At 38.3% G+C, this 23,246-nt stretch carries 24 protein-coding genes; 18 read left to right on the top strand and 6 right to left on the bottom strand.

Annotated elements, in window-relative coordinates:
* The first annotated feature begins 40 nt into the window (after positions 1 to 40).
* Both M1F56_RS03120 and M1F56_RS03115 read left to right on the top strand, forming a co-directional pair.
* Positions 41 to 631: a 3'-5' exonuclease gene (locus tag M1F56_RS03120; RefSeq protein ID WP_084940745.1), complete on the top strand. Its 591-nt coding sequence runs from the start codon at positions 41 to 43 to the stop codon at positions 629 to 631.
* Positions 632 to 639: 8 nt separating this feature from the next.
* Complete coding sequence (locus M1F56_RS03115; protein WP_061588143.1) at positions 640 to 2,403, top strand: glycerophosphoryl diester phosphodiesterase membrane domain-containing protein; 1,764 nt, start codon at positions 640 to 642, stop codon at positions 2,401 to 2,403.
* A 38-nt stretch (positions 2,404 to 2,441) separates the two neighbouring features.
* On the opposite strand, the gene M1F56_RS03110 is transcribed toward M1F56_RS03115, so the two are convergent.
* Positions 2,442 to 2,741: a YbaB/EbfC family nucleoid-associated protein gene (locus M1F56_RS03110; protein ID WP_000981516.1), complete on the bottom strand. Its 300-nt coding sequence runs from the start codon at positions 2,739 to 2,741 to the stop codon at positions 2,442 to 2,444.
* 425 nt (positions 2,742 to 3,166) lie between these two features.
* On the opposite strand from M1F56_RS03110, the gene M1F56_RS03105 reads away from it, so the two are divergent.
* The 13 genes from M1F56_RS03105 to lacD all read left to right on the top strand — a co-directional run bounded on the left by M1F56_RS03105 (position 3,167) and on the right by lacD (position 14,082).
* Entirely contained in the window at positions 3,167 to 3,874 is a 708-nt protein-coding gene (locus M1F56_RS03105; protein ID WP_000638514.1) for an IspD/TarI family cytidylyltransferase, read from the top strand.
* Positions 3,875 to 3,878: 4 nt separating this feature from the next.
* Positions 3,879 to 4,901, top strand: a complete 1,023-nt coding sequence (locus tag M1F56_RS03100; protein WP_247916833.1) for a ribitol-5-phosphate dehydrogenase — start codon at positions 3,879 to 3,881, stop codon at positions 4,899 to 4,901.
* A gap of 16 nt (positions 4,902 to 4,917) precedes the next feature.
* Positions 4,918 to 5,775: a phosphotransferase family protein gene (locus tag M1F56_RS03095; protein WP_000413085.1), complete on the top strand. Its 858-nt coding sequence runs from the start codon at positions 4,918 to 4,920 to the stop codon at positions 5,773 to 5,775.
* Position 5,776: 1 nt separating this feature from the next.
* On the top strand, positions 5,777 to 6,655 hold the full coding sequence (locus M1F56_RS03090) for a DMT family transporter (RefSeq protein WP_070535240.1): 879 nt from the start codon (positions 5,777 to 5,779) through the stop codon (positions 6,653 to 6,655).
* Positions 6,656 to 6,666: 11 nt separating this feature from the next.
* Positions 6,667 to 7,356, top strand: coding sequence for a sugar phosphate nucleotidyltransferase (locus M1F56_RS03085; RefSeq protein ID WP_084851962.1), 690 nt, complete (start codon positions 6,667 to 6,669; stop codon positions 7,354 to 7,356).
* Positions 7,357 to 7,546: 190 nt separating this feature from the next.
* Positions 7,547 to 8,023 carry a PTS sugar transporter subunit IIA gene (locus M1F56_RS03080; protein ID WP_000521983.1) on the top strand — a complete coding sequence of 159 codons (477 nt, stop codon included), beginning with the start codon at positions 7,547 to 7,549 and terminating at the stop codon, positions 8,021 to 8,023.
* A gap of 37 nt (positions 8,024 to 8,060) precedes the next feature.
* Positions 8,061 to 8,366 carry a PTS sugar transporter subunit IIB gene (locus tag M1F56_RS03075; protein WP_000590551.1) on the top strand — a complete coding sequence of 102 codons (306 nt, stop codon included), beginning with the start codon at positions 8,061 to 8,063 and terminating at the stop codon, positions 8,364 to 8,366.
* Positions 8,367 to 8,421: 55 nt separating this feature from the next.
* Positions 8,422 to 9,897, top strand: a complete 1,476-nt coding sequence (locus tag M1F56_RS03070; protein WP_000382524.1) for a PTS galactitol transporter subunit IIC — start codon at positions 8,422 to 8,424, stop codon at positions 9,895 to 9,897.
* 102 nt (positions 9,898 to 9,999) lie between these two features.
* Positions 10,000 to 10,896 (top strand): aldose 1-epimerase family protein, encoded by an 897-nt coding sequence (locus tag M1F56_RS03065; protein ID WP_247916832.1) that lies wholly within the window; start codon positions 10,000 to 10,002, stop codon positions 10,894 to 10,896.
* Between the two features lie 292 nt (positions 10,897 to 11,188).
* Complete coding sequence (lacA, locus tag M1F56_RS03060) at positions 11,189 to 11,614, top strand: galactose-6-phosphate isomerase subunit LacA (protein WP_000029276.1); 426 nt, start codon at positions 11,189 to 11,191, stop codon at positions 11,612 to 11,614.
* 30 nt (positions 11,615 to 11,644) lie between these two features.
* Positions 11,645 to 12,160, top strand: a complete 516-nt coding sequence (lacB, locus tag M1F56_RS03055) for a galactose-6-phosphate isomerase subunit LacB (RefSeq protein WP_001216921.1) — start codon at positions 11,645 to 11,647, stop codon at positions 12,158 to 12,160.
* 10 nt (positions 12,161 to 12,170) lie between these two features.
* Positions 12,171 to 13,100, top strand: a complete 930-nt coding sequence (locus M1F56_RS03050) for a tagatose-6-phosphate kinase (protein ID WP_247916831.1) — start codon at positions 12,171 to 12,173, stop codon at positions 13,098 to 13,100.
* A 1-nt stretch (position 13,101) separates the two neighbouring features.
* A complete protein-coding gene (lacD, locus tag M1F56_RS03045; protein ID WP_247916830.1) occupies positions 13,102 to 14,082 on the top strand; it encodes a tagatose-bisphosphate aldolase in 981 nt (326 codons plus the stop codon).
* Positions 14,083 to 14,128: 46 nt separating this feature from the next.
* Here lacD and M1F56_RS03040 read toward each other — a convergent pair whose 3' ends face one another.
* The 5 genes from M1F56_RS03040 to nrdH all read right to left on the bottom strand — a co-directional run bounded on the left by M1F56_RS03040 (position 14,129) and on the right by nrdH (position 18,884).
* Positions 14,129 to 14,896, bottom strand: a complete 768-nt coding sequence (locus M1F56_RS03040) for a DeoR/GlpR family DNA-binding transcription regulator (protein ID WP_000917584.1) — start codon at positions 14,894 to 14,896, stop codon at positions 14,129 to 14,131.
* A gap of 141 nt (positions 14,897 to 15,037) precedes the next feature.
* Positions 15,038 to 16,000 carry a class 1b ribonucleoside-diphosphate reductase subunit beta gene (gene nrdF, locus M1F56_RS03035; RefSeq protein WP_247916829.1) on the bottom strand — a complete coding sequence of 321 codons (963 nt, stop codon included), beginning with the start codon at positions 15,998 to 16,000 and terminating at the stop codon, positions 15,038 to 15,040.
* A gap of 4 nt (positions 16,001 to 16,004) precedes the next feature.
* Positions 16,005 to 16,394, bottom strand: a complete 390-nt coding sequence (locus M1F56_RS03030; protein WP_084867200.1) for a hypothetical protein — start codon at positions 16,392 to 16,394, stop codon at positions 16,005 to 16,007.
* A 25-nt stretch (positions 16,395 to 16,419) separates the two neighbouring features.
* Entirely contained in the window at positions 16,420 to 18,579 is a 2,160-nt protein-coding gene (nrdE, locus tag M1F56_RS03025) for a class 1b ribonucleoside-diphosphate reductase subunit alpha (RefSeq protein ID WP_247916828.1), read from the bottom strand.
* Positions 18,580 to 18,665: 86 nt separating this feature from the next.
* Positions 18,666 to 18,884, bottom strand: coding sequence for a glutaredoxin-like protein NrdH (gene nrdH / locus M1F56_RS03020; RefSeq protein WP_000259240.1), 219 nt, complete (start codon positions 18,882 to 18,884; stop codon positions 18,666 to 18,668).
* Between the two features lie 651 nt (positions 18,885 to 19,535).
* On the opposite strand from nrdH, the gene M1F56_RS03015 reads away from it, so the two are divergent.
* The 3 genes from M1F56_RS03015 (at position 19,536) to ptsP (ending at position 23,213) form a co-directional block, all read left to right on the top strand.
* Positions 19,536 to 20,756 (top strand): alpha/beta hydrolase family protein, encoded by a 1,221-nt coding sequence (locus tag M1F56_RS03015; RefSeq protein WP_247916827.1) that lies wholly within the window; start codon positions 19,536 to 19,538, stop codon positions 20,754 to 20,756.
* Between the two features lie 454 nt (positions 20,757 to 21,210).
* On the top strand, positions 21,211 to 21,474 hold the full coding sequence (locus M1F56_RS03010; RefSeq protein ID WP_000146948.1) for a phosphocarrier protein HPr: 264 nt from the start codon (positions 21,211 to 21,213) through the stop codon (positions 21,472 to 21,474).
* A gap of 5 nt (positions 21,475 to 21,479) precedes the next feature.
* Positions 21,480 to 23,213: a phosphoenolpyruvate--protein phosphotransferase gene (gene ptsP / locus M1F56_RS03005; protein ID WP_247916826.1), complete on the top strand. Its 1,734-nt coding sequence runs from the start codon at positions 21,480 to 21,482 to the stop codon at positions 23,211 to 23,213.
* The last annotated feature ends 33 nt before the right edge of the window (positions 23,214 to 23,246 follow it).

Below are 23,246 nucleotides of genomic sequence, written 5' to 3'. Positions count from 1 at the left end.
ATTATTTATGGTTTAAATTGAGTCGGAACTGAGGTAAAAGATGGAAAAATTAAGAGATTATATTGCCTTTGATTTGGAGTTCAATCAATACGAAGGGGTTACCCATTTAATTCAAGTATCAGCAGTTCGCTTTCAAAATGGTCAAGAAATAGGTGCCTTTGATTCTTATGTTCATACTACAGCACCTTTGAAGAGTTTTATCAATGGCTTGACTGGAATCACAGCCGAAACCTTAAAAGATGCGCCAATGGTGGAACAAGTTTTAAGGGATTTTCAGATTTTTGTTGGCAATTTACCTATGGTTGGATACAATGCAGCCAAAAGTGATTTGCCTATTCTCTTGGAGCACGGTATCGATTATCGTGACCAGTATAAAATTGATCTATATGATGAGGCTTTTGAACGGCGTAGTTCTGACTTACACGGGATAGCTAATCTTAAATTACAAACTGTTGCGAATTTTTTAGGCTTTCACGGGAAGTCTCATAATAGTTTAGAGGACGCCCGCATGACGGCGCGTGTTTACGAAGCCTTTTTGGAATCGGATGAAGGAAAGCTATTATTAGAAGACCAGAGTAGTTTTTCTATGAATCCCTTTAATAGCTTAGACTTATCTCAATTTTTAGACTAGGAGTGCCTATGAAACCTGAAAAACCTAAAAAGCTAGGTTTTAGGAAAATTTACTATAACCTAGATAAAATACTATTTCTATTTTTCTTGATATTTATGATGGTTGAGTTTGTCTGGCTACCATTAAATTCATGGATTGCTGGCATTCTTCTGAGACAAACAGGTTACTTGTTTATCTCCTACAATAACTTTTGGGCGATTATACAAGGCTCGCCTTTTATCAGTTTAGCCTTTCTCATTTTAATAGTAATCAATCTTTTAGTGGCTTATTTTCAAATCTGTCTTTTGTTTATCGGGGCGCGTCACCTTCTCTACCATGAAAAGAGAACCCTGATTGAATATAGTCGAAAAGTCTTTCACCAGAGCTTTCTATTTGTCAAACGATTGAGCTTTTGTAAGATGGCCTTTGTCTTTTTTTACATTGCTTTGCTTTTCCCTTTTATTAGGAAAATTTTAAAAATCTACTATCTCAATAAGATTATTATCCCCGATTTTATCGTTACATATCTAGAAGATAAGAACTGGCTAGTAGGGCTGTTGATCATAGCATCCGCTTGGATTTTTCTCTACATTTCTGTTCGCTTCATGTTTGCCCTTCCTAAGATACTCTTTGAAAGAAAGACAGTAAGAGAAAGTGTGAAATATAGTCTCCAAAAGACGAAGAAAAACGTCCTTTTCTTCTCTTGGCATCTCCTACTCATTATCATTAAAACCTATCTCTTCTTCTTTGTCTTGTTAATTCCCTTGCTCTTTGCTCAGGCGGTAATGGATAATTTTACTCAAAAAGAATCCTTGATTCTTGGTGTGATTAATTTTATCTTGATTAAAAACCTCCATTACATGACTCTGACTTATTTCCTAGTGAAGTTTGTTTCCTTCCTGACGGGAGAAGAGTTGGAGATCATGCCAAGGCGAAAAAAAGATCATCTGATGAGATGGGGTGTCATGGGGTGTGCAAGTATCTTTTTTGCTTTAGAAGGTTATATCTATCTGGAGTCTCCGGACACCAATACACCTTTAGTGATTTCGCACAGAGGAGTAAGTAATAAAAATGGTGTTCAAAATACGGTACAGTCTTTAGAAAAGACAGCCCAACTAAAACCAGACCTCGTCGAGATGGATGTGCAAGAAACGAAAGACGGTCAGTTCGTGGTGATGCATGACGCTAACCTTAAATCGCTAGCAAGAATTAATGCTACACCGCAAGACTTAACTCTGGATGAATTAACAAATACAGATATTTACGAGAATGGCTATCAAACAAAGATTTCAAGTTTTGATGATTATTTAGAACGCGCAAATGCTTTAAACCAAAAATTGCTGATTGAGATTAAAACCAGTAAAAAAGATAGTCCACAAATGATGGACCATTTTCTCGAAAAGTATGGAGCGACTATTAAGAAATATGGCCACCAGATGCAGTCACTAGACTATCATGTGATTGATAAGGTCTTGGCTTATGATTCTGAAATTCCAGTATACTTCATTCTGCCATATAATAGTGTGTTTCCAAGAACCAAGGCGACTGGCTATACCATGGAGTATTCAACTTTGGATGAATACTTTGTCAACAAGCTCTGGACAACAGATCAGAAACTATATGTTTGGACTGTGAATAGTTCTGAGTCCTTTGATAAGGCAGTCAGACTTGGAGCAGATGGCATGATAACGGATGATCTTGAAATGGTCCAGTCACAAGTCACAATGGCTCAAGATGATCCGGAATACACGGAATTACTCTTAAAGAAAGCAATGGAATTCTTTGATTTCTAAGAAAAAAAGAGAAACAGATGTTTCTCTTTTTTTGTGGATTAGAAAGGCAATTTTCCAGCGAAAGCACCTAGTTTCTTCTTAGTAGTTTCATCAATTTGTTCAAGAGCAGCGTTAATCGCTTGAACAGTCATGTCAGAAAGGGTTTCGAGATCTTCTGGATCTACAACTGCTGGGTTGAAGTCAATGCTGACAACTTTTTTGTCTCCAGTCAGAGTTGCTTGGACAAGGTCCTGAGCTGATTTTCCAACAAATTCCATGGCAGCGAGTTCTGCTTGACTTTGTTCCATTTGTTTTTGAAGTTTTTGTGCTTGGCGCATCATGTTCTGCATGTTCATCATAGCGGTTTATAGTTTCCTTTTTCTATTATTTTCTTTTTTATTTTACCAATTTTAGGAGCAAAAGTCTAACAATAGTTTAAAACATCGTAGAGATTGCTTTCTTAAATTTACAAAAATGGATGCCAAAATTTTCCTAGCTTTTCTTTGTATTTCTAAAAATATGTTTAAGTTTTCTTTAAGGTTTCTATTATATTCTAAAGAACTCTATATTAACCGAACGTTGAATGGATAATATAGAGGATAACCTATTTTTATTTCTTAATTTGTTATGGTCTTTACAGATTTAGTAATACATTGTTCACTTTTTACCTTAAATGGTGTGTTGATTAGACTAAATGACGCTCTGTCTTTTCTTCATGATGGAGACAGATTGTGATATAATAGATGGTAATGAGTTTTTTAGAATAAACTAAAGGAGAATATAAATGATCTATGCAGGAATCCTAGCCGGAGGAACTGGCACACGCATGGGAATCAGTAATTTACCAAAACAATTCTTGGAGTTGGGTGATCGTCCTATTTTGATACACACAATTGAAAAATTCGTCTTAGAACCAAGTATTGAAAAAATTGTAGTTGGAGTTCATGGAGACTGGGTGTCACACGCTGAGGACCTAGTTGACAAGTATCTTTCTCTCCACAAGGATCGCATCATCATTACCAAGGGTGGTGCTGATCGCAATACCAGTATCGAGAAGATTATTGAAGCTATTGATGCCTATCGTCCAATCACTCCAGAAGATATTGTGATTACCCACGACTCTGTTCGTCCTTTTATCACACTTCGCATGATTCAGGACAATATAAAACTGGCGCAAAATCATGATGCGGTTGACACAGTAGTAGAAGCAGTTGATACCATTGTTGAAAGTACTAATGGTCAGTTTATCACGGATATTCCAAATCGTGCTCACCTCTATCAAGGTCAAACACCTCAGACATTCCGCTGCAAGGATTTCATGGATTTGTATGGTTCCCTATCTGACCAAGAAAAGGAAATCTTGACGGATGCATGTAAGATTTTTGTTATCAAAGGAAAAGACGTTGCCCTAGCTAAAGGGGAATATTCAAATCTTAAAATCACAACTGTGACAGACTTGAAAATCGCGAAAAGCATGATTGAGAAAGACTAATGCTATGATTAATCAAATTTATCAACTGACCAAACCAAAGTTTATCAATGTAAAATACCAAGAAGAGGACATTGATCAGGAGAATCATATCCTTATTCGTCCAAATTATATGGCGGTTTGTCATGCAGATCAACGTTATTATCAAGGGAAACGCGATCCAAAGATTTTGGCTAAAAAGCTTCCAATGGCCATGATTCACGAGTCTTGTGGAACTGTTATTTCCGATCCAACTGGGACTTATGAAGTTGGTCAAAAGGTAGTTATGATTCCCAATCAACCGCCTATGCAGAGTGACAAGGAGTTCTACGAGAACTACATGACAGGAACCTACTTCCTATCTAGTGGTTATGATGGCTTTATGCGAGAATTTGTCTCTCTTCCAAAAGACCGAGTCGTTTCTTATAATGATATCGAAGATACAGTTGCTGCTATCACCGAGTTTGTAAGTGTCGGTATGCATGCCATGGATCGATTCCTGCATCTTGCTCATAGCAAGCGAGAGCGCATTGCTGTTATCGGAGATGGTAGTTTGGCCTTTGTGGTTGCCAATATTATTAATTATACCTTGCCAGAAGCAGAGATTATCGTCATTGGTCGCCATTGGGAAAAACTGGAGCTCTTCTCTTTTGCAAAAGAGTGCTACATTACTGATAATATTCCAGAAGATTTGACCTTTGATCATGGATTTGAGTGTTGCGGTGGTGATGGTACAGGCCCAGCTATCAATGACTTGATTCGCTATATTCGTCCGCAGGGAACGATTCTCATGATGGGAGTAAGCGAGTACAAGGTTAATATCAATACACGAGATGCTTTGGAAAAAGGATTGTTATTAGTGGGATCGTCTCGCTCTGGACGCATCGATTTTGAGAAGGCTATTCAAATGATGGAAGTTAAAAAGTTTGCGAATCGTCTGAAGAATATCCTTTATGTTGAAGAGCCTGTGAGAGAAATCAAGGACATTCACCGTGTCTTTGCTACAGACCTTAATACTGCTTTTAAAACAGTATTCAAGTGGGAAGTGTAGAAGATGGAGGTTAATTGTGGAGAAACTCATCAAAGAAAAAATTTCTTCTTTACTATCTGATGAAGAGGAAGTTCTCAGTGTTGAACAGCTGGGAGGCATGACCAACCAAAACTATTTGGTCAAAACAACCAACAAACAGTATATTGTGAAATTTTTTGGTAAAGGGACTGAAAAACTCATCAATCGTCAAAATGAAAAGTATAATCTTGAACTTTTAGAGGATTTAGATTTAGATGTTAAAAATTATCTCTTTGATATTGAGTCAGGGATTAAAGTAAATGAGTACATCGAATCAGCAGTAACTCTTGATTCAACATCAATTAAGTCCAAGTTTGAAAAGATTGCACCAATTTTACAAACCATCCACGCTTCAGGGAAAGAATTAAGAGGAGAATTTGCTCCTTTTGAGGAAATCAGCAAATATGAATCCTTGATTGAGGGACCTATCCCTTATGAAAACTATGAAGCTGTAAGAAAAGATGTATTTTCACTAGAAAAGAGATTGGCTGATTTGGGTGTTGATAGAAAGTCCTGTCACATCGATTTGGTACCAGAAAACTTTATCGAGTCACCACAAGGTCGTTTGTATTTGATTGACTGGGAATACTCTTCTATGAATGACCCGATGTGGGATTTGGCAGCTCTTTTCTTAGAGTCTGAATTTACAAAGCAAGAGGAAGATGATTTCCTTTCCTACTATGAAAGTGACAAAACGCCTGTATCACGTGAGAAGATTCGTATCTATAAAATCTTGCAAGATACTATCTGGAGTTTGTGGACAGTGTACAAAGAAGCTCAAGGGGCTGATTTTGGAGATTACGGTGTCAATCGTTACCAAAGAGCTGTCGAAGGTTTGACTTATTATGGAGGTTAGGATGAAGAATAAAAATGGTGTTTCCTTTGGTCTGCTCTCTGGTATCTTCTGGGGATTAGGTCTAACGATTAGTGCTTATATCTTTTCAATTTTTACAAATCTTTCACCCTTTGTGGTGGCTGCTGCTCATGATTTCTTGAGTATCTTTATCTTGTTAGCTTTTCTTTTGGTAAAAGAAGGAAAAGTTCGTCTCTCGATTTTCTTAAATATTCGAAATGTAAGTGTAATTATCGGAGCTTTACTAGCAGGACCAATAGGTATGCAGGCCAATCTTTATGCGGTTAAATATATCGGTAGTTCTCTAGCTTCATCTGTATCAGCTATTTACCCAGCAGTTTCAGTTTTACTAGCCTTCTTCATTTTGAAACACAAGGTTTCAAAGAATACAGTATTCGGTGTTTTCTTGATTATTGCAGCGATCATTGCTCAAACTTACAAGGTTGAACAAGTAAACTCGTTTTACATTGGGATTCTTTGTGCCCTTATCTGTGCCATTGCCTGGGGGAGTGAAAGTGTTCTCAGTTCCTATGCTATGGAAAGTGATTTAAGTGAAATTGAAGCCTTGTTAATCCGACAAGTAACCTCATTCCTGTCCTATCTTGTGATTGTGCTCTTTTCTCACCACTCATTTGCAGAAGTGGCAGATGGGCAGTTACTAGTCCTTTTGATTGTCTTTGCAGCCTTTGATATGATTTCCTACTTAGCTTATTATATCGCTATTAATCGTTTGCAACCTGCGAAAGCGACAGGTTTGAATGTGAGCTATGTAGTTTGGACTGTCTTATTTGCAGCTATTTTCTTAGGTGCACCGCTAGATATGCTGACAATTATCACTTCACTTATTGTTATGGCTGGTGTTTATATTATTATTAAAGAATAAAGGAGATTCATGTGAAAGCGATTATTTTAGCAGCGGGATTAGGAACTCGTCTGCGCCCTATGACTGAAAATACCCCAAAAGCTTTGGTTAAGGTTAATCAAAAACCTTTGGTAGAATACCAAATCGAGTTTTTGAAAGAGAGAGGAATTGATGAGATTATCATCGTTGTCGGTTACCTCAAAGAACAATTTGACTACCTAAAAGAAAAATATGGTGTCCGTTTAGTCTTTAACGACAAGTATGCTGATTACAATAACTTTTACTCACTTTATCTAGTAAAAGAAGATTTGGCTAACAGCTACGTCATCGATGCAGATAACTATCTTTTCAAAAATATGTTTCGAAACGATCTTAAACGTTCTACCTATTTTAGCGTTTATCGTGAAGACTGTACGAACGAGTGGTTCTTGGTTTACGGTGATGACTACAAGGTCCAAGACATTATTGTTGACAGCAAAGCTGGTCGCATTTTGAGTGGGGTTTCATTCTGGGATGCTCCAACTGCTGAGAAGATTGTTGGCTTTATTGACAAAGCTTACGAGAGTGGTGAATTTGTTGATCTCTACTGGGACAATATGGTTAAGGATAATATCAAAGAATTAGATGTGTATGTTGAAGAATTAGAAGACAATAGCATTTATGAAATTGATAGTGTAAAAGATTACCATAAGTTAGAAGAGATTTTATCTACTATTGAGTAAGGAAAGAGAAGAAGGCTTGAGCCTTCTTTTTTTGTAGATTTTAAAACAGAAATGTTTGATATTGATTATATTCTTGAAACAAAACAAAAATTACAAAAAAATGAACAAAATGAAACAAAAAATATTGACAACGATTTCATATAGTGTTATACTTATACCATAAAAGATAATTGAAAGAAGGGAAAAGGTTATGGGATTAGATCATTTCTTTGACAAAAACCTGGTGTTTTGCTTAGAAGCGGATAATCAAGAACAACTTTTTAATCAGGTGGCAACCTTATTGGAAGAACGAGAAATCGTTACTCCAACTTATCGTGAAGCCTTGATCGCGCGTGAGAAGTCATTTCCAACTGGTTTAGATATGGAATTTTTGGGGAAAGATTTACCAAATGTGGCTATTCCTCATACAGATATTGTTCATAATCTAGCTGAGAAAGTAGTGGTTGTTCGATTAGAAAAACCAGTAACTTTTCACAACATGATTGCTCCTGATAGAGAGGTCGAAGTTTCACTGCTCTTCTTTATCATTAACAACTCAAGTTCCAGTCAAACGAATATTCTGGCTCAGTTGATGGATTTCTTTACAGGGAAGGATCATCTAGAAGATTTATCAAAAATTTCTGAGCCAGAAAAACTTTATGCTTATATTGCTGAAGCAACAGCTTAATCTTGTCTATTAAAATATAAAATCGGAGGAAATCCAAATGATTAAAATTCTTGCTGCCTGCGGTGCAGGTGTTAACTCAAGTCACCAAATTAAAAGTGCTCTAGAAGAAGAACTCTCAAATCGTGGTTATGACGTTCACTGTGATGCAGTCATGGTGAAAGATGTAAACGAAGACCTTATCAAGGGCTACGATATCTTTACTCCAATCGCTGCAACTGACCTTGGTTTTGAACCAGGAATTCCAGTAATTGAAGCTGGACCAATCTTGTTCCGTATTCCAGCGATGAGTGCTCCAGTATTTGACAATATTGAAGCAGCTATCAAAGAACATGGACTAAGCTAATTCATTCTTTATCTTGTTAACATTCATATAACTTAGAAAAACGGGAGGAACTATTATGGATGTCATTATCAATCTGGCCAACGATATCTTCAAACCTATCTTGGCTATGGGTGGCCCTATCATCATGCTGATCATTTTGACAGTATTGGCCCTACTTTTTGGAGTGAAATTCTCCAAAGCGCTTGAAGGTGGTATCAAACTTGCCATCGCCCTTACTGGTATCGGTGCCATCATCGGTATGCTCAATGGAGCTTTCTCAGCATCACTTGCGAAATTCGTTGAAAATACTGGTATTCAATTGAACATCACTGACGTTGGTTGGGCACCACTTGCTACCATCACTTGGGGATCTGCTTGGACACTTTACTTCTTGCTTGTGATGTTGATTGTCAACGTTGTGATGCTTGCAATGAAGAAAACAGATACACTTGACGTTGATATCTTCGATATCTGGCACTTGTCAATCACTGGTCTTTTAATTAAATGGTATGCAGACAACAATGGAGTTAGCCAAGGGGTTTCACTTTTCATCGCAACTGCAGCAGTTGTCCTTGTAGGTATTTTAAAAATCATCAACTCTGACCTGATGAAACCAACATTCGACGACCTTCTTAACGCACCAAGTTCATCACCAATGACTTCAACTCACATGAACTACATGATGAACCCAGTTATCATGGTTTTGGATAAGATTTTTGATAAAGTATTGCCTGGTCTTGATAAATACGACTTTGACGCTGCAAAATTGAACAAAAAAATCGGTTTCTGGGGATCTAAATTCTTCATCGGTTTCATCCTTGGTATTGTTATCGGTTTGATGGGAACTCCACATCCAGTTGCTGGAGTAGAAGAAGCAGCATCTTGGGAACTTGTTATTAAAGGTTGGTTGAGCCTTGGTTTGACTGCCGGTGTCTGCTTGGAGCTCTTCTCACTTATCGGATCTTGGTTCATCGCAGCCGTAGAACCACTTTCACAAGGTATTACAAACGTTGCTACTAAACGTCTTCAAGGACGTAAATTTAACATCGGTCTTGACTGGCCTTTCATCGCTGGTCGTGCTGAAATCTGGGCTTGTGCCAACGTACTTGCTCCAATCATGCTAGTAGAAGCTGTACTTCTTTCTAAAGTCGGAAATGGTATCTTGCCACTTGCAGGTATCATCGCAATGGGTGTAACTCCAGCTCTCTTGGTAGTTACTCGTGGTAAATTGCTCCGTATGATTATCTTTGGAACTCTCTTGTTGCCACTCTTCCTTCTTTCAGGTACACTTATTGCACCATTTGCAACTGAACTTGCTAAAGGTGTAGGTGCCTTCCCAGAAGGTGTGAGTCAAACTCAATTGATTACTCACTCAACTCTTGAAGGACCAATCGAAAAACTTCTTGGTTGGGCAATTGGTAATGCCACAACAGGTGATATCAAAGCAATCCTTGGTGCAGTAGTCTTCCTTGTATTCTATGTAGGTATCTTTGCTTGGTATAGAAAACAAATGATTAAACGTAATGAAGAATACGCAGCAAATGCTAAATAATTCGCTCCTATAAAATGTAAATTGTGAAAACTAGGTTGTCAGTTTCCTAATGGGGAGTGACAGCCTAGTTTTTTATAAACTATCAAGAAATCGGAGAAAATAATGGTAATTGAAATAAAATCAGAGCAATTGACGGTCCAATTTAAAACTTTTGGTGGTGCCTTGTCGTCAATCAAGGATCGAGATGGCGTTGAGTACTTGTGGCAAGGAGATGCCACCTATTGGAGTGGGCAAGCTCCAGTACTTTTTCCAATCTGTGGCTCTTTAAGAGAGGATACAGCCTTCTACAGTCACGGAGATGGAACGGAGACGAAAGGAACTATTCCTCGACATGGTTTGGTTCGCAAAAAAGAATTTGAGTTAGTTGATCAAACTGAAAATAGTGTAACCTTCGCTATCGAAGATGATGAGAATACTTATCAAAACTATCCTTATCATTTTCGACTTGAAATCACTTATAAGGTTACTGGCAAGACAGTTCGTACTCAATACAAGATTTTCAATAAAGAAACCAATAAAGTAATGTCATTCTTTATAGGAGGACATCCAGGATTTAATTGCCCTCTTCTAGATGGCGAAACTTATGAAGATTACTATTTAGAGTTTGAGAAAGAAGAGACTTGCTCTGTTCCACGTCCATTCCCAGAAACAGGAATGTTAGACTTCCAAGATAGAAGTCCATGGTTGGATTCACAAAAGGAAGTGGATCTCAGTTACGATCTGTTTCGTGTTGATGCAGTGACTTTGGATGAGTTGCAATCTAGAACAATTGCCCTTCGTTCTCGTAAGAATGAGAAGGGATTAAAAGTACACTTCCAAGAGTTCTCAAATCTCATCATTTGGTCAACTTTGAATAAGGGACCTTTTATAGCGTTTGAACCATGGTCTGGCTTGTCAACATCCCTTGAAGAAGGAGATCATCTAGAAGATAAGAAGAATGTTCGGCTCTTGGAACCAGGCCAAGTCGATCAGATTGGCTTTGATATTGAAATCTTTTAGACTAAAAATTAAAACACAAAAAACAAACATTTACTGTTGACTTTTTCTGAAAATAGGAGTATATTATGTTTGTAAACAACAAATGATGTTTGTAACGAACAAATAATCACTTGTTATGTTCTCTTTGACGGAGAAAGTTTGTTTCCAGGAGATTGATTTCCTGGACTTGAATAAGGTGTTATTCATCTCATTCAATCAAATTTGTCACTAAACTGCTAGAAAGTCTTTTGTAGGTAAACTACTAGTTATAAAAGTCTTTACTAGCCTAGAAAAGTAAAAAGGAGTAAACAATATGTCTATTGTTATCGGTGCAGATGCTGCAGGTTTGAGATTGAAAGAAGTTGTGAAAGACTTCTTGGAAAAAGAAAACTTCCACGTTGTGGATGTTACAGCTGAAGGTCAAGACTTTGTTGATGTGACTCTTGCCGTTGCTGCGGAAGTAAACAAAGAAGAACAAAACCTTGGTATCGTGATTGATGCTTATGGTGCTGGTCCATTCATGGTCGCAACTAAAATCAAAGGAATGGTTGCTGCAGAAGTATCTGACGAACGTTCAGCTTATATGACTCGTGGCCACAACAACTCACGTATGATCACTATGGGTGCAGAAATCGTTGGTGATGAATTGGCTAAGAACATTGCTAAAGGCTTTGTTAACGGCAAATACGATGGTGGACGTCACCAAATTCGTGTTGATATGTTGAACAAAATGTGCTAATTAGATTACAGTAAGAAAGGTAAGATAAAAATGAGAATTGCAATTGGATGTGACCACATCGTAACAGATGAAAAAATGGCGGTTTCAGAATTTTTGAAATCAAAAGGATATGAAGTCATCGACTTTGGTACCTATGACCACACACGTACTCACTACCCAATCTTTGGTAAAAAAGTTGGTGAAGCCGTTACAAGCGGTCAAGCTGATCTTGGAGTATGTATCTGTGGTACTGGTGTTGGTATCAACAACGCTGTAAATAAAGTTCCAGGAGTTCGTTCTGCCTTGGTTCGTGATATGACAACAGCTCTTTATGCAAAAGAACAATTGAACGCCAACGTTATTGGTTTTGGTGGTAAAATCACTGGTGAATTGCTCATGTGCGACATCATTGAAGCTTTCATCAATGCTGAATACAAACCGTCAGAAGAAAACAAAAAATTGATTGCGAAAATTGAGCACGTTGAAACTCACAATGCTCATCAAGCAGATGCAAACTTCTTTACAGAATTCCTTGAAAAATGGGATCGCGGTGAATACCACGACTAAGAGGTGACGCATGATTTTAACAGTCACAATGAATCCATCCATTGATATTTCTTATCCTTTGGATGAATTAAAAATTGACACTGTCAACCGTGTGGTGGACGTGACCAAGACAGCTGGTGGTAAAGGTCTCAATGTTACACGAGTTCTTTCAGAATTTGGTGATTCTGTTGCTGCTACTGGTTTGGTAGGTGGTAAACTTGGTGAGTTTTTAGTAGAAAACATCGACGATAAAGTAACGAAACGTTTCTTCTTCATTCAAGGAGAGACTCGTAACTGTATCGCTATTCTGCACGGAGACAATCAAACAGAAATTCTGGAGAAAGGTCCTGAAGTTTTAGAACAAGAAGGGCAAGATTTCTTGGCCCATTTCAAAAATCTCCTTGACACTGTGGAAGTAGTTGCTATCTCTGGTAGTTTGCCAGCAGGTCTTCCAGTTGACTACTATGCAAGCTTGGTAGAACTTACTAATCAAGCTGGCAAACCTGTAGTCTTGGACTGCTCTGGTGCAGCTCTTCAGGCGGTTCTTGAATCACCACACAAACCAACAGTTATTAAACCAAATAACGAAGAATTGTCTCAGCTTCTTGGGAAAGAAGTTTCTGAGGATTTGGATGAATTAAAAGAAGTTCTACAAGAGCCTCTATTTGCAGGGGTTGAGTGGATAATCGTTTCACTTGGTGCAAATGGTGCTTTTGCAAAACATGGTAACACTTTCTACAAGGTAGATATTCCAAGAATTCAGGTAGTCAATCCTGTCGGATCTGGAGATTCTACTGTTGCAGGTATTTCATCAGGACTTCTTCATAAGGAATCTGATCAAGAAATCCTCATCAAGGCCAATGTCCTTGGTATGCTCAATGCACAAGAAAAAATGACAGGTCATGTGAATATGGCCAACTATCAAGCTCTATATGATCAATTAATAGTAAAAGAGGTATAAAATGGCTTTAACAGAACAAAAACGTGCACGCTTAGAAAAACTTTCAGATGAAAATGGCATTATCTCAGCTCTTGCCTTTGACCAACGTGGTGCTTTGAAACGCCTCATGGCTCAATACCAAACAGAAGAGCCAACAGTCGCTCAAATGGAAGAACTTAAAGTCTTGGTAGCAGATGAATTGACAAAATACGCTTCTTCTATGCTTCTAGACCCAGAGTATGGTCTTCCAGCTACAAAAGCGCTTGATGCCAACGCCGGTCTTCTCCTTGCTTATGAGAAAACTGGCTACGATACAACAAGCACCAAACGCTTGCCTGACTGCTTGGATGTTTGGTCTGCAAAACGCATCAAAGAACAAGGTGCGGATGCAGTCAAATTCTTGCTTTACTATGACGTAGACAGCTCTGACGAACTCAACCAACAAAAACAAGCCTACATCGAACGCATCGGTTCAGAGTGTGTGGCGGAAGACATTCCATTCTTCCTTGAAATCCTCGCTTACGATGAAAAAATCGCTGACGCTGGCTCTGCTGAATACGCAAAAGTAAAACCACACAAGGTTATCGGTGCTATGAAGGTCTTCTCAGACCCACGCTTCAACATCGATGTCTTGAAAGTGGAAGTTCCAGTCAACGTCAAATACGTTGAAGGCTTTGGCGATGGTGAAATCGTGCATACTCGTGAAGAAGCAGCAGCCTTCTTCAAAGCACAAGATGAAGCAACTAATTTGCCATACATCTACTTGAGTGCAGGTGTGTCAGCTAAACTCTTCCAAGAAACGCTTATCTTTGCCCACGAATCAGGCGCAAACTTCAATGGTGTTCTTTGTGGCCGTGCAACTTGGGCTGGATCAGTTGAAGCCTACATCAAAGACGGTGAAGCAGCAGCTCGTGAATGGCTTCGCACAACTGGATTTGAGAACATTGATGAACTCAACAAAGTTCTCAAAACAACAGCAACTTCATGGACTGAACGTGTGTAAGTTTTCCCCTACAAAAAAATTCCCCGCCAAAAGGCAGGGGAATTTTTTATGGTTTTGATAAAAGAATGGTTGTTTGTTTCGACAGATCTTCAAATGTCTCCTGACTCAGTTTGGCATCTGAAACGATAGTATCAATCTCTGAGATATTGTAGAAAGTGTAAAAATCAAACTTATTAAACTTGCTGTGGTCTGCCAGTAAGTATTTTTTATTGGCATTATTCAGGGCGATTCGTTGTACCTCGCCCTCTTCTTCACTGAAAGTAGCGATTGCCTTATCCTTGATACCATTACAGCTTACAAATGCCTTAGAAAACTGAAGATTGGTCAAATCCTGTAAGGTAAGTGTCCCTACAAAAGCACCAGTGATAGAGCGATAGTTTCCACCAATCAGAATCAAATCTGTTAGTTTTCTTTCGTTTAGGATAAGAAAAACAGGAAGACTGTTTGTTACAACACGAATATTATCGATAGGAAGTTCACGAGCAAAACACTCCAAGGTCGTTCCTGGGCCGATAAAAATAGTTTCTCCTTCGTCAATCAAATGACCAGCAAAACGACTGATTTCTTGTTTTTCAGCAATCTGCAAGCCTTGTTTTTCAACGTTTGACCGTTCGTTGTTTAAGAGAGAACCTGTACGAAGTTTTTCAGCGCCACCATGCACACGTACCAGCAAATCCTTATCTGCCAATTCTTGTAAGTAGCGGCGAGCGGTCATATCTGACACATCAAGACTCTCCATAATCTCTTTTACAGTAATAGTGCCTTTTGTGTTTACTGCTTCTAGAATACTATCTAGTTTTTCTTGCTTTAGCATCCTTATCACCTCGATTTCTACTATTATTATCTTACCATAAAACGCTCAATCAATCAAATAGAAAAAAACAAAATAAAACAAAAACAAAAATCTCACAGTCTGTTTAAACAAACTGTGAGAAGTGTGGATTAAAGCTTATTTTTAATCTAAACCGTAGTTGTAATCCCCATCTTGCATAGCTTCAACTTCACCAAGGAGGTAACCATTTCCGACTTGAGAGAAGAAGTCGTGGTTAGAAGTTCCTGTTGAAATACCGTTCATGACGATAGGATTGACATCATCAGCTGAATCTGGGAAGAGGGGATCTTGTCCTAGGTTCATAAGGGCTTTATTGGCATTGTAGCGAAGGAAGGTTTTAACTTCCTCAGTCCAGCCAACACCGTCATAAAGACTTTCTGTATAGCCCTCTTCGTTCTCGTAAAGAGTGTAGAGCAGGTCGTACATCCATTCTTTGAGTTTTTCTTGCTCTTCTTCAGGCAATTCATTGAAACCAAGTTGGAATTTGTAACCAATGTAAGTTCCATGAACAGACTCATCACGGATGATCAGTTTGATAATTTCTGCAACGTTGGCCAGTTTGTTGTTACCGAGATAGTAGAGTGGTGTAAAGAAACCTGAGTAGAAGAGGAAGGTTTCAAGGAAGACGCTGGCAACCTTCTTTTCAAGAGGACTACCATTGAGGTAGATTTCGTTGATAATTTCTGCTTTTCTTTGTAGGTAAGGGTTGGTGTTGGTCCATTCGAAAATTTCTTCAATTTCAGCCTTAGTATTCAGGGTAGAAAAGATAGAAGAATATGATTTTGCGTGGACAGATTCCATAAATTGGATGTTGTTGAAAACAGCTTCCTCATGCGGTGTACGGATGTCTGAGCGAAGAGCCTGAACCCCTGTTTCAGATTGCATGGTGTCTAGAAGGGTCAAACCACCAAAGACTTTTCCTACTAAGTCTTTTTCTTTGTTTGAAAGTTTTCTCCAGTCGTCTAGGTCATTTGATAAGGGGATACGAGTGTCGAGCCAGAATTGCTCCGTCAGCTTTTCCCAAGTTGATTTGTCGATGACATCTTCGATGGCATTCCAGTTAATGGCTTTGTAGTAAGTTTGCATAGATTTACTTCTCCTCTAGATAAAAATCAAACATTTTATCAATAATACTTACAGTAATGAAGAACATAGTTAATAAGCCTAGTTGTTGTGAATAGTCAATATTCATACTAAAATTATCTCTTACCATTAGAAATTGTATCATATAGAAACCTACTAAATAACTAATTGGCAACATTGCGATTAAAGGTTTTTCTGAAAAAAACCTGGAGATAATTTTAAGAATAATGTATATAATTCCCAAAACAATAGCTGATATTATCATAAAATCACGAATAGAAATCTGTGGTTTGAAGTTATTAATCAAAGATATTACTATTCCTAGTATAATTAGAAAACCAGCTGCTTCACAAAAACAAAAACCTAAATATTCAAAAATTGTTAACTTTCTTTTCATAAATTTCTACCTTTTTAAATAATGATTAAATCACACAACTTTCACATTGGTTAGCACCAACTTCTCCACCGTCGTCTGTAAAGGTACGGACGTAGTAGATTGACTTGATACCCTTGTTAAAGGCATAGTTACGAAGGATGGATAAGTCACGTGTCGTTTGTTTGTTTTCTTTCTTCCATTCGTAAAGACCTTTTGGAATGTCACTACGCATGAAGAGGGTGAGTGAAAGTCCTTGGTCCACGTGTTCAGTTGCAGCCGCGTATACATCGATTACCTTACGCATATCCATGTCGTAGGCAGAAGTGTAGTATGGAATGGTTTCTGTTGACAAACCAGCAGCTGGGTAGTAGATTTTACCAATTTTCTTCTCTTGGCGTTCTTCGATACGTTGCGTAATCGGGTGGATAGATGCAGAAACATCGTTGATGTAGCTGATAGAACCATTTGGCGCTACAGCAAGACGGTTTTGATGGTAAAGTCCATCTGCTTGAACCTTTTCGCGAAGTTCAGCCCAGTCAGTAGCGCTTGGAATAAAGACATCTTTAAAGAGTTCTTTAACACGGTCTGATTTTGGAACAAATTCGCCTGTTACATATTTGTCAAAGTAGCTACCGTTAGCATAGTCTGATTTTTCAAAGTTGTGGAAGGTGATACCACGTTCACGCGCGATGTTGTTTGATTCCACCAAGGTCCAGTAGTTCATAAGCATAAAGTAGATGCTGGTAAATTCAATTGACTCAGGTGATCCATATTCGATCAGTTGTTGGGCGAGGTAACTGTGAAGTCCCATGGCACCCAGACCAAAGGTGTGGGCCAAACTGTTTCCGTGATCGATAGTTGGAACAGCTACGATGTGTGAACTATCTGTAACGAAAGTAAGGGCACGAACCATAGCACGGATAGAACGACCAAAGTCAGGTGAGGTCATCATGTTGACGACGTTGGTTGAACCAAGGTTACATGAGACGTCTGTTCCCATTTGAAGGTATTCTTGAGCATCGTTGATCAAGCTTGGTTCTTGAACTTGAAGAATCTCAGAACACAAGTTACTCATGATAATCTTTCCATCAACAGGATTCGCACGGTTAGCTGTATCGATGTTGACTACATAAGGATAGCCAGATTCTTGTTGCAATTTAGAGATTTCAGTTTCCAAATCACGAGCTTTGATTTTTGTCTTGCGGATATTTGGATTTGCTACTAATTCATCATATTTTTCAGTGATGTCGATATAGTTGAATGGCACACCATATTCAAGCTCTACAGAATATGGACTGAAGAGGTACATTTCTTCATTTTTACGGGCCAATTCGTAGAATTTATCTGGTACCACTACACCAAGTGAAAGGGTCTTAACACGAACTTTTTCATCGGCATTTTCTTTCTTAGTGGAAAGGAAGGCGATGATATCTGGGTGAAAGACATTGAGGTAGACAACCCCAGCACCTTGACGTTGACCCAATTGGTTTGAGTAAGAGAAACTGTCTTCAAAAAGCTTCATAACTGGAACGACACCAGAAGCGGCTCCTTCATAACCTTTGATAGGTGCACCCGCTTCGCGAAGGTTGCTGAGGGTAATTCCTACACCACCACCGATACGAGAAAGTTGAAGGGCAGAGTTGATGGAACGTCCGATAGAGTTCATGTCATCCGTCACTTGGATCAAGAAGCAAGATACCAACTCTCCACGACGCGCACGACCAGCATTCAAGAAGGAAGGAGTAGCAGGTTGGTAGCGTTGGTGGATGATTTCATTGGCAATATCAGTCGCAATCGCCTCATCCCCGTCTGCAAAATAAAGTGCGTTAAAGAAGACACGGTCTTCCATGCTTTCAAGATAGTATTCCCCATCGTTAGTCTTCAAGGCATATTGATTGTAAAACTTATAGGCAGCCATGAACGACTTGAATTGGAAGTTTTGGTCTTTGATGAATTGATGCAATTCTTCCAAAAACTCTGGACGGTATTTCTTGAGAAATGCAGTTTCGATGTAGTTATGTTCAATGAGATAGTTGATTTTATCAGTGATTGAATCAAAAACCATGGTATTTGGAACCACATTTTCTTTAAAGAAAGCATCCAAGGCTTCCTTATCTTTATGAAGCATGATTTGTCCATTAACAGGACGGTTGATTTCGTTATTGAGACGGAAGTAAGTCACGTCTTCAAGATGTTTTAATCCCATAAAATTTTCCTTATCTAACCTGATTACAAAAGAAAGGCCTCTAAGTTAGCCCTAGAAGCGAGTTTCTTCTGGATGATTTACTAAGATTATGCTAATTGTTTCAGTTTTCCTGGTTGGAAACCTGAAAAGACTTCAGTTGGTGTTTGGATAACAGGAGCAGCGCTGAAACCGAGCTCTTTAACTTGATCGATATACTCAGGTTGCTCGTCGAGATTGATCTCACGATAAGCGACATTGTTGCTGTCCAAGAAACGCTTGGTCATCTTACATTGGACACAGTTGTTTTTAGAATAAACGGTTACCATTTTCGTAACTCCTCTTTCAAAATAGATTACTTTCTTAGTATATCAGAAAAAAAAACTTTGTCAAACTTTTTAAACTAAATCTTGTGCTAAAAAGTTACAGTTTTGAAATCAGAACACAAGATATAGTGTTTTTAAAAACATAAATTTTGATTTCCGTTGAACTGTCAAACTTTCTCAAAATAAAAAAACTACATACTGTATATTGGCAATATAAATAGAAGATTTTCAGCAAGTTATCAGAAAGGAAAACGAAGAAAATAGCAAAAATCGTAAGAACAGTAATAAGTATAGCTGAGATAATACTTTAACAAAATAGAAACTGTAATATTTACGAAAAAAGAAATTTTCTACACAAGATGTCCCAATATTTGTATTAGAATATATAAAATATAACCAAAATGGAAATGACAGATTATGATGTATTCATAAAAATGGATCATTGGTTAATTTTATATAGGATACTTATGAGTTTCGTATCCTTTCATAAGGAGTATATAAATACAATGTTTGAAAAAGTTCATTTTATGTGATACACTATCTGTGATTATAAGATTAAAAAATGGATATCTGGATACTTTTGTTTGATAGAGAATGTTATCAGATTATAATTAGATTAAATGAATGAAAGAATACAGAATTAGGAGGCGCGTGGTGAAAGAAAATGATGTTATTTTAAAACGGCAATCGACTCAAATATTTTTTAAGAATGGTGATACGGATTTTTTCTTCAATTGGTTGTTAGGAATCGGTGAAATTTTTGGTTTCTCTCATGGAGAGCTTTATTATCTTGCTCAAAGATTGGGGAACTCACCAAAGCCTGATGACTGGAAAAATGTATTTTTATCGCATGTAAACTACCTTGAACAAGAAGCAAGTAATTCAGGGTTGAGTGAACAAACAAAGGCGCAGTATTATCTTGCACAGACCTACTCACTTCGCTCGGCAATCCAATTTACCGATCCATTTTCTGAAGAGTATTTACCGACCGTTCGTCAAATGGAGAAGGTGTTTTCTAGTGCAATTCATTCACTAGGTGCACCGATTGAAAAATTAACTATTACCTATCAGGGTTCTTACTTGCCTGGTTATTATCTTCATAGCGGCGATAATTGCCCAACGCTAATCATGATTGGTGGAGGTGATACTTATCGCGAAGATTTATTTTACTTTGCAGGATATCCTGGATGGATACGAAATTATAATGTTTTAATGGTTGACCTTCCCGGTCAAGGGAGCAATCCTAGTAGAGGGCTGGTCTTTGATGTGGATGCATCTATTCCAATTTCATTATGCATAGACTGGTTGGAAAATAGAAATCCTAAACTAAATTATTTAGCCATTTATGGTGTCAGCGGAGGGGGATATTTTACCGCACAAGCTGTTGAAAAGGATCCAAGAATTCATGCTTGGATTGCTAGTACCCCTATTTACGACGTTGCAGAACTTTTCAGAAAAGAATTTGGATCAAGTTTGAAAGCACCTAGTTGGTTAATAAATGCCATTTTAAAATTCGCTGGAAATTTGAATGAATCAGCAAATTTGAATCTTAAAAAGTATGCATGGCAGTTTGGTACTTCTGATTTTAAGAGTGCTATTGATGATGTATTTAACCATGCAAAGATTGTGGATTATCAAAAAATTCAATGCCCATGCCTGTTTATCATGGGAAAGGGTGAGGGTGCTGAACTGCAGCATCAAACCAAGGTGATTTATGAATCACTTAAATCTAAAAATCAGCAAACTAAACTTCAAGTATTTGAGGCGGAAAGTGGTGCGGACGCTCATTGCCAAGTCAATAATTTAAGGCTCTCCCATAATGTCGTTTTTGATTGGTTGGATACTTTATTTGAATGGAATCAATCAAAGTTTTAGTTCTACTTATACCACTTAGATATATCTACCTTTTTACTGTTAGGTGCTACAAGCTTATTTTACTTTAAGTAGCAAATTGGATAAATTCTCTACTGTTGATGGTAAGAGTAGGTTTTAGAATCTCAGTATTTGATGAAGCCTTTTCAAATAATAGATTTGCTGAGTTATATCAATTATGACTAAATAGTATTATTTTTTCATTGTTTACTAGGATTATCTTCTGATTGATATTAAGAGAAAATAGCTTTGATAATTGGAATTTTGAGGGTAATATTCTTTTAATAATTAGTGCCTAAATTTCCCATAGTACCTGTACGATAGAAAAAGAAGCAATTTCATTTTCAGTAAAAGTCCATAAAACACTTGAAAAATTATCTAGAAGGTGATATAATACAGTCTTGTAAGGGTTATCACATATAATCCAAAAAAGAAATAACTAAAGGAGAGTCAAACTATGGCTTCTAAAGATTTCCACGTAGTGGCAGAAACAGGTATTCACGCACGTCCAGCAACATTGTTGGTTCAAACAGCTAGCAAATTTGCTTCAGATATCACTCTTGAATACAAAGGTAAATCAGTAAACCTTAAATCTATCATGGGTGTTATGAGTCTTGGTGTTGGCCAAGGTGCTGACGTTACAATTTCAGCTGAAGGTGCAGATGCTGACGACGCAATCGCTGCTATCACTGAAACTATGGAAAAAGAAGGATTGGCATAAGGAAAATGACAGAAATGCTTAAAGGAATCGCAGCATCTGACGGTGTTGCAGTTGCAAAAGCATATCTACTCGTTCAACCGGATTTGTCATTTGAGACTATTACAGTCGAAGATACAAACGCAGAAGAAGCTCGCCTTGATGCCGCTCTAAAAGCATCACAAGACGAGCTTTCTGTTATTCGTGAGAAAGCAGTAGGTACGCTTGGTGAAGAAGCTGCTCAAGTTTTTGACGCTCACTTAATGGTTCTTGCTGACCCAGAAATGATCAGCCAAATCAAGGAGACAATCCGTGCGAAGAAAGTGAATGCAGAAGCAGGTCTGAAAGAAGTGACAGACATGTTTATCACTATCTTTGAAGGCATGGAAGACAACCCATACATGCAAGAACGTGCAGCGGATATCCGCGACGTGACAAAACGTGTATTGGCAAATCTCCTTGGTAAAAAATTGCCAAACCCAGCTTCTATCAATGAAGAAGTGATCGTGATTGCGCATGACTTGACTCCTTCAGATACAGCTCAATTGGACAAAAACTTTGTAAAAGCTTTTGTAACCAACATTGGTGGACGTACAAGCCACTCAGCTATCATGGCGCGTACACTTGAAATCGCGGCAGTATTAGGTACAAACAACATCACTGAAATTGTTAAAGATGGTGATATCCTTGCTGTTAACGGTATCACTGGTGAAGTGATTATCAACCCAACTGATGAGCAAGCGGCAGAATTCAAGGCCGCTGGTGAAGCTTATGCGAAGCAAAAAGCTGAATGGGCACTTTTGAAAGATGCTAAAACAGTGACTGCTGATGGTAAACACTTTGAATTGGCTGCTAATATCGGTACTCCAAAAGACGTTGAAGGTGTCAATGACAACGGTGCTGAAGCTGTTGGTCTTTACCGTACAGAGTTCTTGTACATGGATTCTCAAGACTTCCCAACAGAAGACGAGCAGTACGAAGCTTACAAGGCTGTACTTGAAGGAATGAACGGTAAACCTGTTGTTGTTCGTACAATGGATATCGGTGGAGATAAAGAACTTCCTTACTTCGATATGCCTCACGAAATGAACCCATTCCTTGGATTCCGTGCTCTTCGTATCTCTATCTCTGAGACTGGAGATGCTATGTTCCGCACTCAAATCCGTGCCCTTCTTCGTGCGTCTGTTCACGGTCAATTGCGTATCATGTTCCCAATGGTTGCGCTCTTGAAAGAATTCCGTGCAGCGAAAGCAGTATTTGATGAAGAAAAAGCAAACCTTCTTGCTGAAGGTGTTGCAGTTGCGGATAATATCCAAGTTGGTATCATGATTGAAATTCCAGCAGCAGCAATGCTTGCAGACCAATTTGCTAAAGAAGTTGACTTCTTCTCAATTGGTACAAACGACTTGATCCAATACACAATGGCAGCAGACCGTATGAACGAACAAGTTTCATACCTTTACCAACCATACAACCCATCAATCCTTCGTTTGATCAACAACGTTATCAAAGCAGCTCACGCTGAAGGTAAATGGGCTGGTATGTGTGGTGAGATGGCTGGTGACCAAAAAGCTGTTCCACTTCTTGTCGGAATGGGCTTGGATGAGTTCTCTATGTCAGCAACATCTGTCCTTCGTACACGTAGCTTGATGAAGAAACTCGACACAGCTAAGATGGAAGAGTACGCAAACCGTGCCCTTACAGAATGCTCAACAATGGAAGAAGTTCTTGAACTTCAAAAAGAATACGTTGACTTTGATTAATCGAAAGGTCCTTGCAACTTAGTTGCAGGGATT

Source organism: Streptococcus oralis, from assembly GCF_023109005.1.
In the GTDB taxonomy this organism is placed as follows: Bacteria; Bacillota; Bacilli; order Lactobacillales; family Streptococcaceae; genus Streptococcus; species Streptococcus oralis_BU.
Note: the sequence above shows the minus strand (reverse complement) of the source record. Positions and strands in the feature narration are given on the sequence as shown.

Bases quoted from the DNA above. Each gene is read 5' to 3' on its own strand.
- ptsP (WP_247916826.1), top strand. From the start codon at position 21,480: ATGACAGAAATGCTTAAAGGAATCGCAGCATCTGACGGTGTTGCAGTT.
- M1F56_RS03105 (WP_000638514.1), top strand. From the start codon at position 3,167: ATGATCTATGCAGGAATCCTAGCCGGAGGAACTGGCACACGCATGGGA.
- lacD (WP_247916830.1), top strand. From the start codon at position 13,102: ATGGCTTTAACAGAACAAAAACGTGCACGCTTAGAAAAACTTTCAGAT.
- M1F56_RS03050 (WP_247916831.1), top strand. From the start codon at position 12,171: ATGATTTTAACAGTCACAATGAATCCATCCATTGATATTTCTTATCCT.
- M1F56_RS03115 (WP_061588143.1), top strand. From the start codon at position 640: ATGAAACCTGAAAAACCTAAAAAGCTAGGTTTTAGGAAAATTTACTAT.
- M1F56_RS03110 (WP_000981516.1), bottom strand. From the start codon at position 2,741: ATGATGAACATGCAGAACATGATGCGCCAAGCACAAAAACTTCAAAAA.
- M1F56_RS03100 (WP_247916833.1), top strand. From the start codon at position 3,879: ATGATTAATCAAATTTATCAACTGACCAAACCAAAGTTTATCAATGTA.
- M1F56_RS03040 (WP_000917584.1), bottom strand. From the start codon at position 14,896: ATGCTAAAGCAAGAAAAACTAGATAGTATTCTAGAAGCAGTAAACACA.
- lacB (WP_001216921.1), top strand. From the start codon at position 11,645: ATGAGAATTGCAATTGGATGTGACCACATCGTAACAGATGAAAAAATG.
- nrdF (WP_247916829.1), bottom strand. From the start codon at position 16,000: ATGCAAACTTACTACAAAGCCATTAACTGGAATGCCATCGAAGATGTC.
- nrdE (WP_247916828.1), bottom strand. From the start codon at position 18,579: ATGGGATTAAAACATCTTGAAGACGTGACTTACTTCCGTCTCAATAAC.
- M1F56_RS03090 (WP_070535240.1), top strand. From the start codon at position 5,777: ATGAAGAATAAAAATGGTGTTTCCTTTGGTCTGCTCTCTGGTATCTTC.
- M1F56_RS03080 (WP_000521983.1), top strand. From the start codon at position 7,547: ATGGGATTAGATCATTTCTTTGACAAAAACCTGGTGTTTTGCTTAGAA.
- M1F56_RS03070 (WP_000382524.1), top strand. From the start codon at position 8,422: ATGGATGTCATTATCAATCTGGCCAACGATATCTTCAAACCTATCTTG.
- M1F56_RS03065 (WP_247916832.1), top strand. From the start codon at position 10,000: ATGGTAATTGAAATAAAATCAGAGCAATTGACGGTCCAATTTAAAACT.
- nrdH (WP_000259240.1), bottom strand. From the start codon at position 18,884: ATGGTAACCGTTTATTCTAAAAACAACTGTGTCCAATGTAAGATGACC.
- M1F56_RS03010 (WP_000146948.1), top strand. From the start codon at position 21,211: ATGGCTTCTAAAGATTTCCACGTAGTGGCAGAAACAGGTATTCACGCA.
- lacA (WP_000029276.1), top strand. From the start codon at position 11,189: ATGTCTATTGTTATCGGTGCAGATGCTGCAGGTTTGAGATTGAAAGAA.
- M1F56_RS03075 (WP_000590551.1), top strand. From the start codon at position 8,061: ATGATTAAAATTCTTGCTGCCTGCGGTGCAGGTGTTAACTCAAGTCAC.
- M1F56_RS03030 (WP_084867200.1), bottom strand. From the start codon at position 16,394: ATGAAAAGAAAGTTAACAATTTTTGAATATTTAGGTTTTTGTTTTTGT.
- M1F56_RS03120 (WP_084940745.1), top strand. From the start codon at position 41: ATGGAAAAATTAAGAGATTATATTGCCTTTGATTTGGAGTTCAATCAA.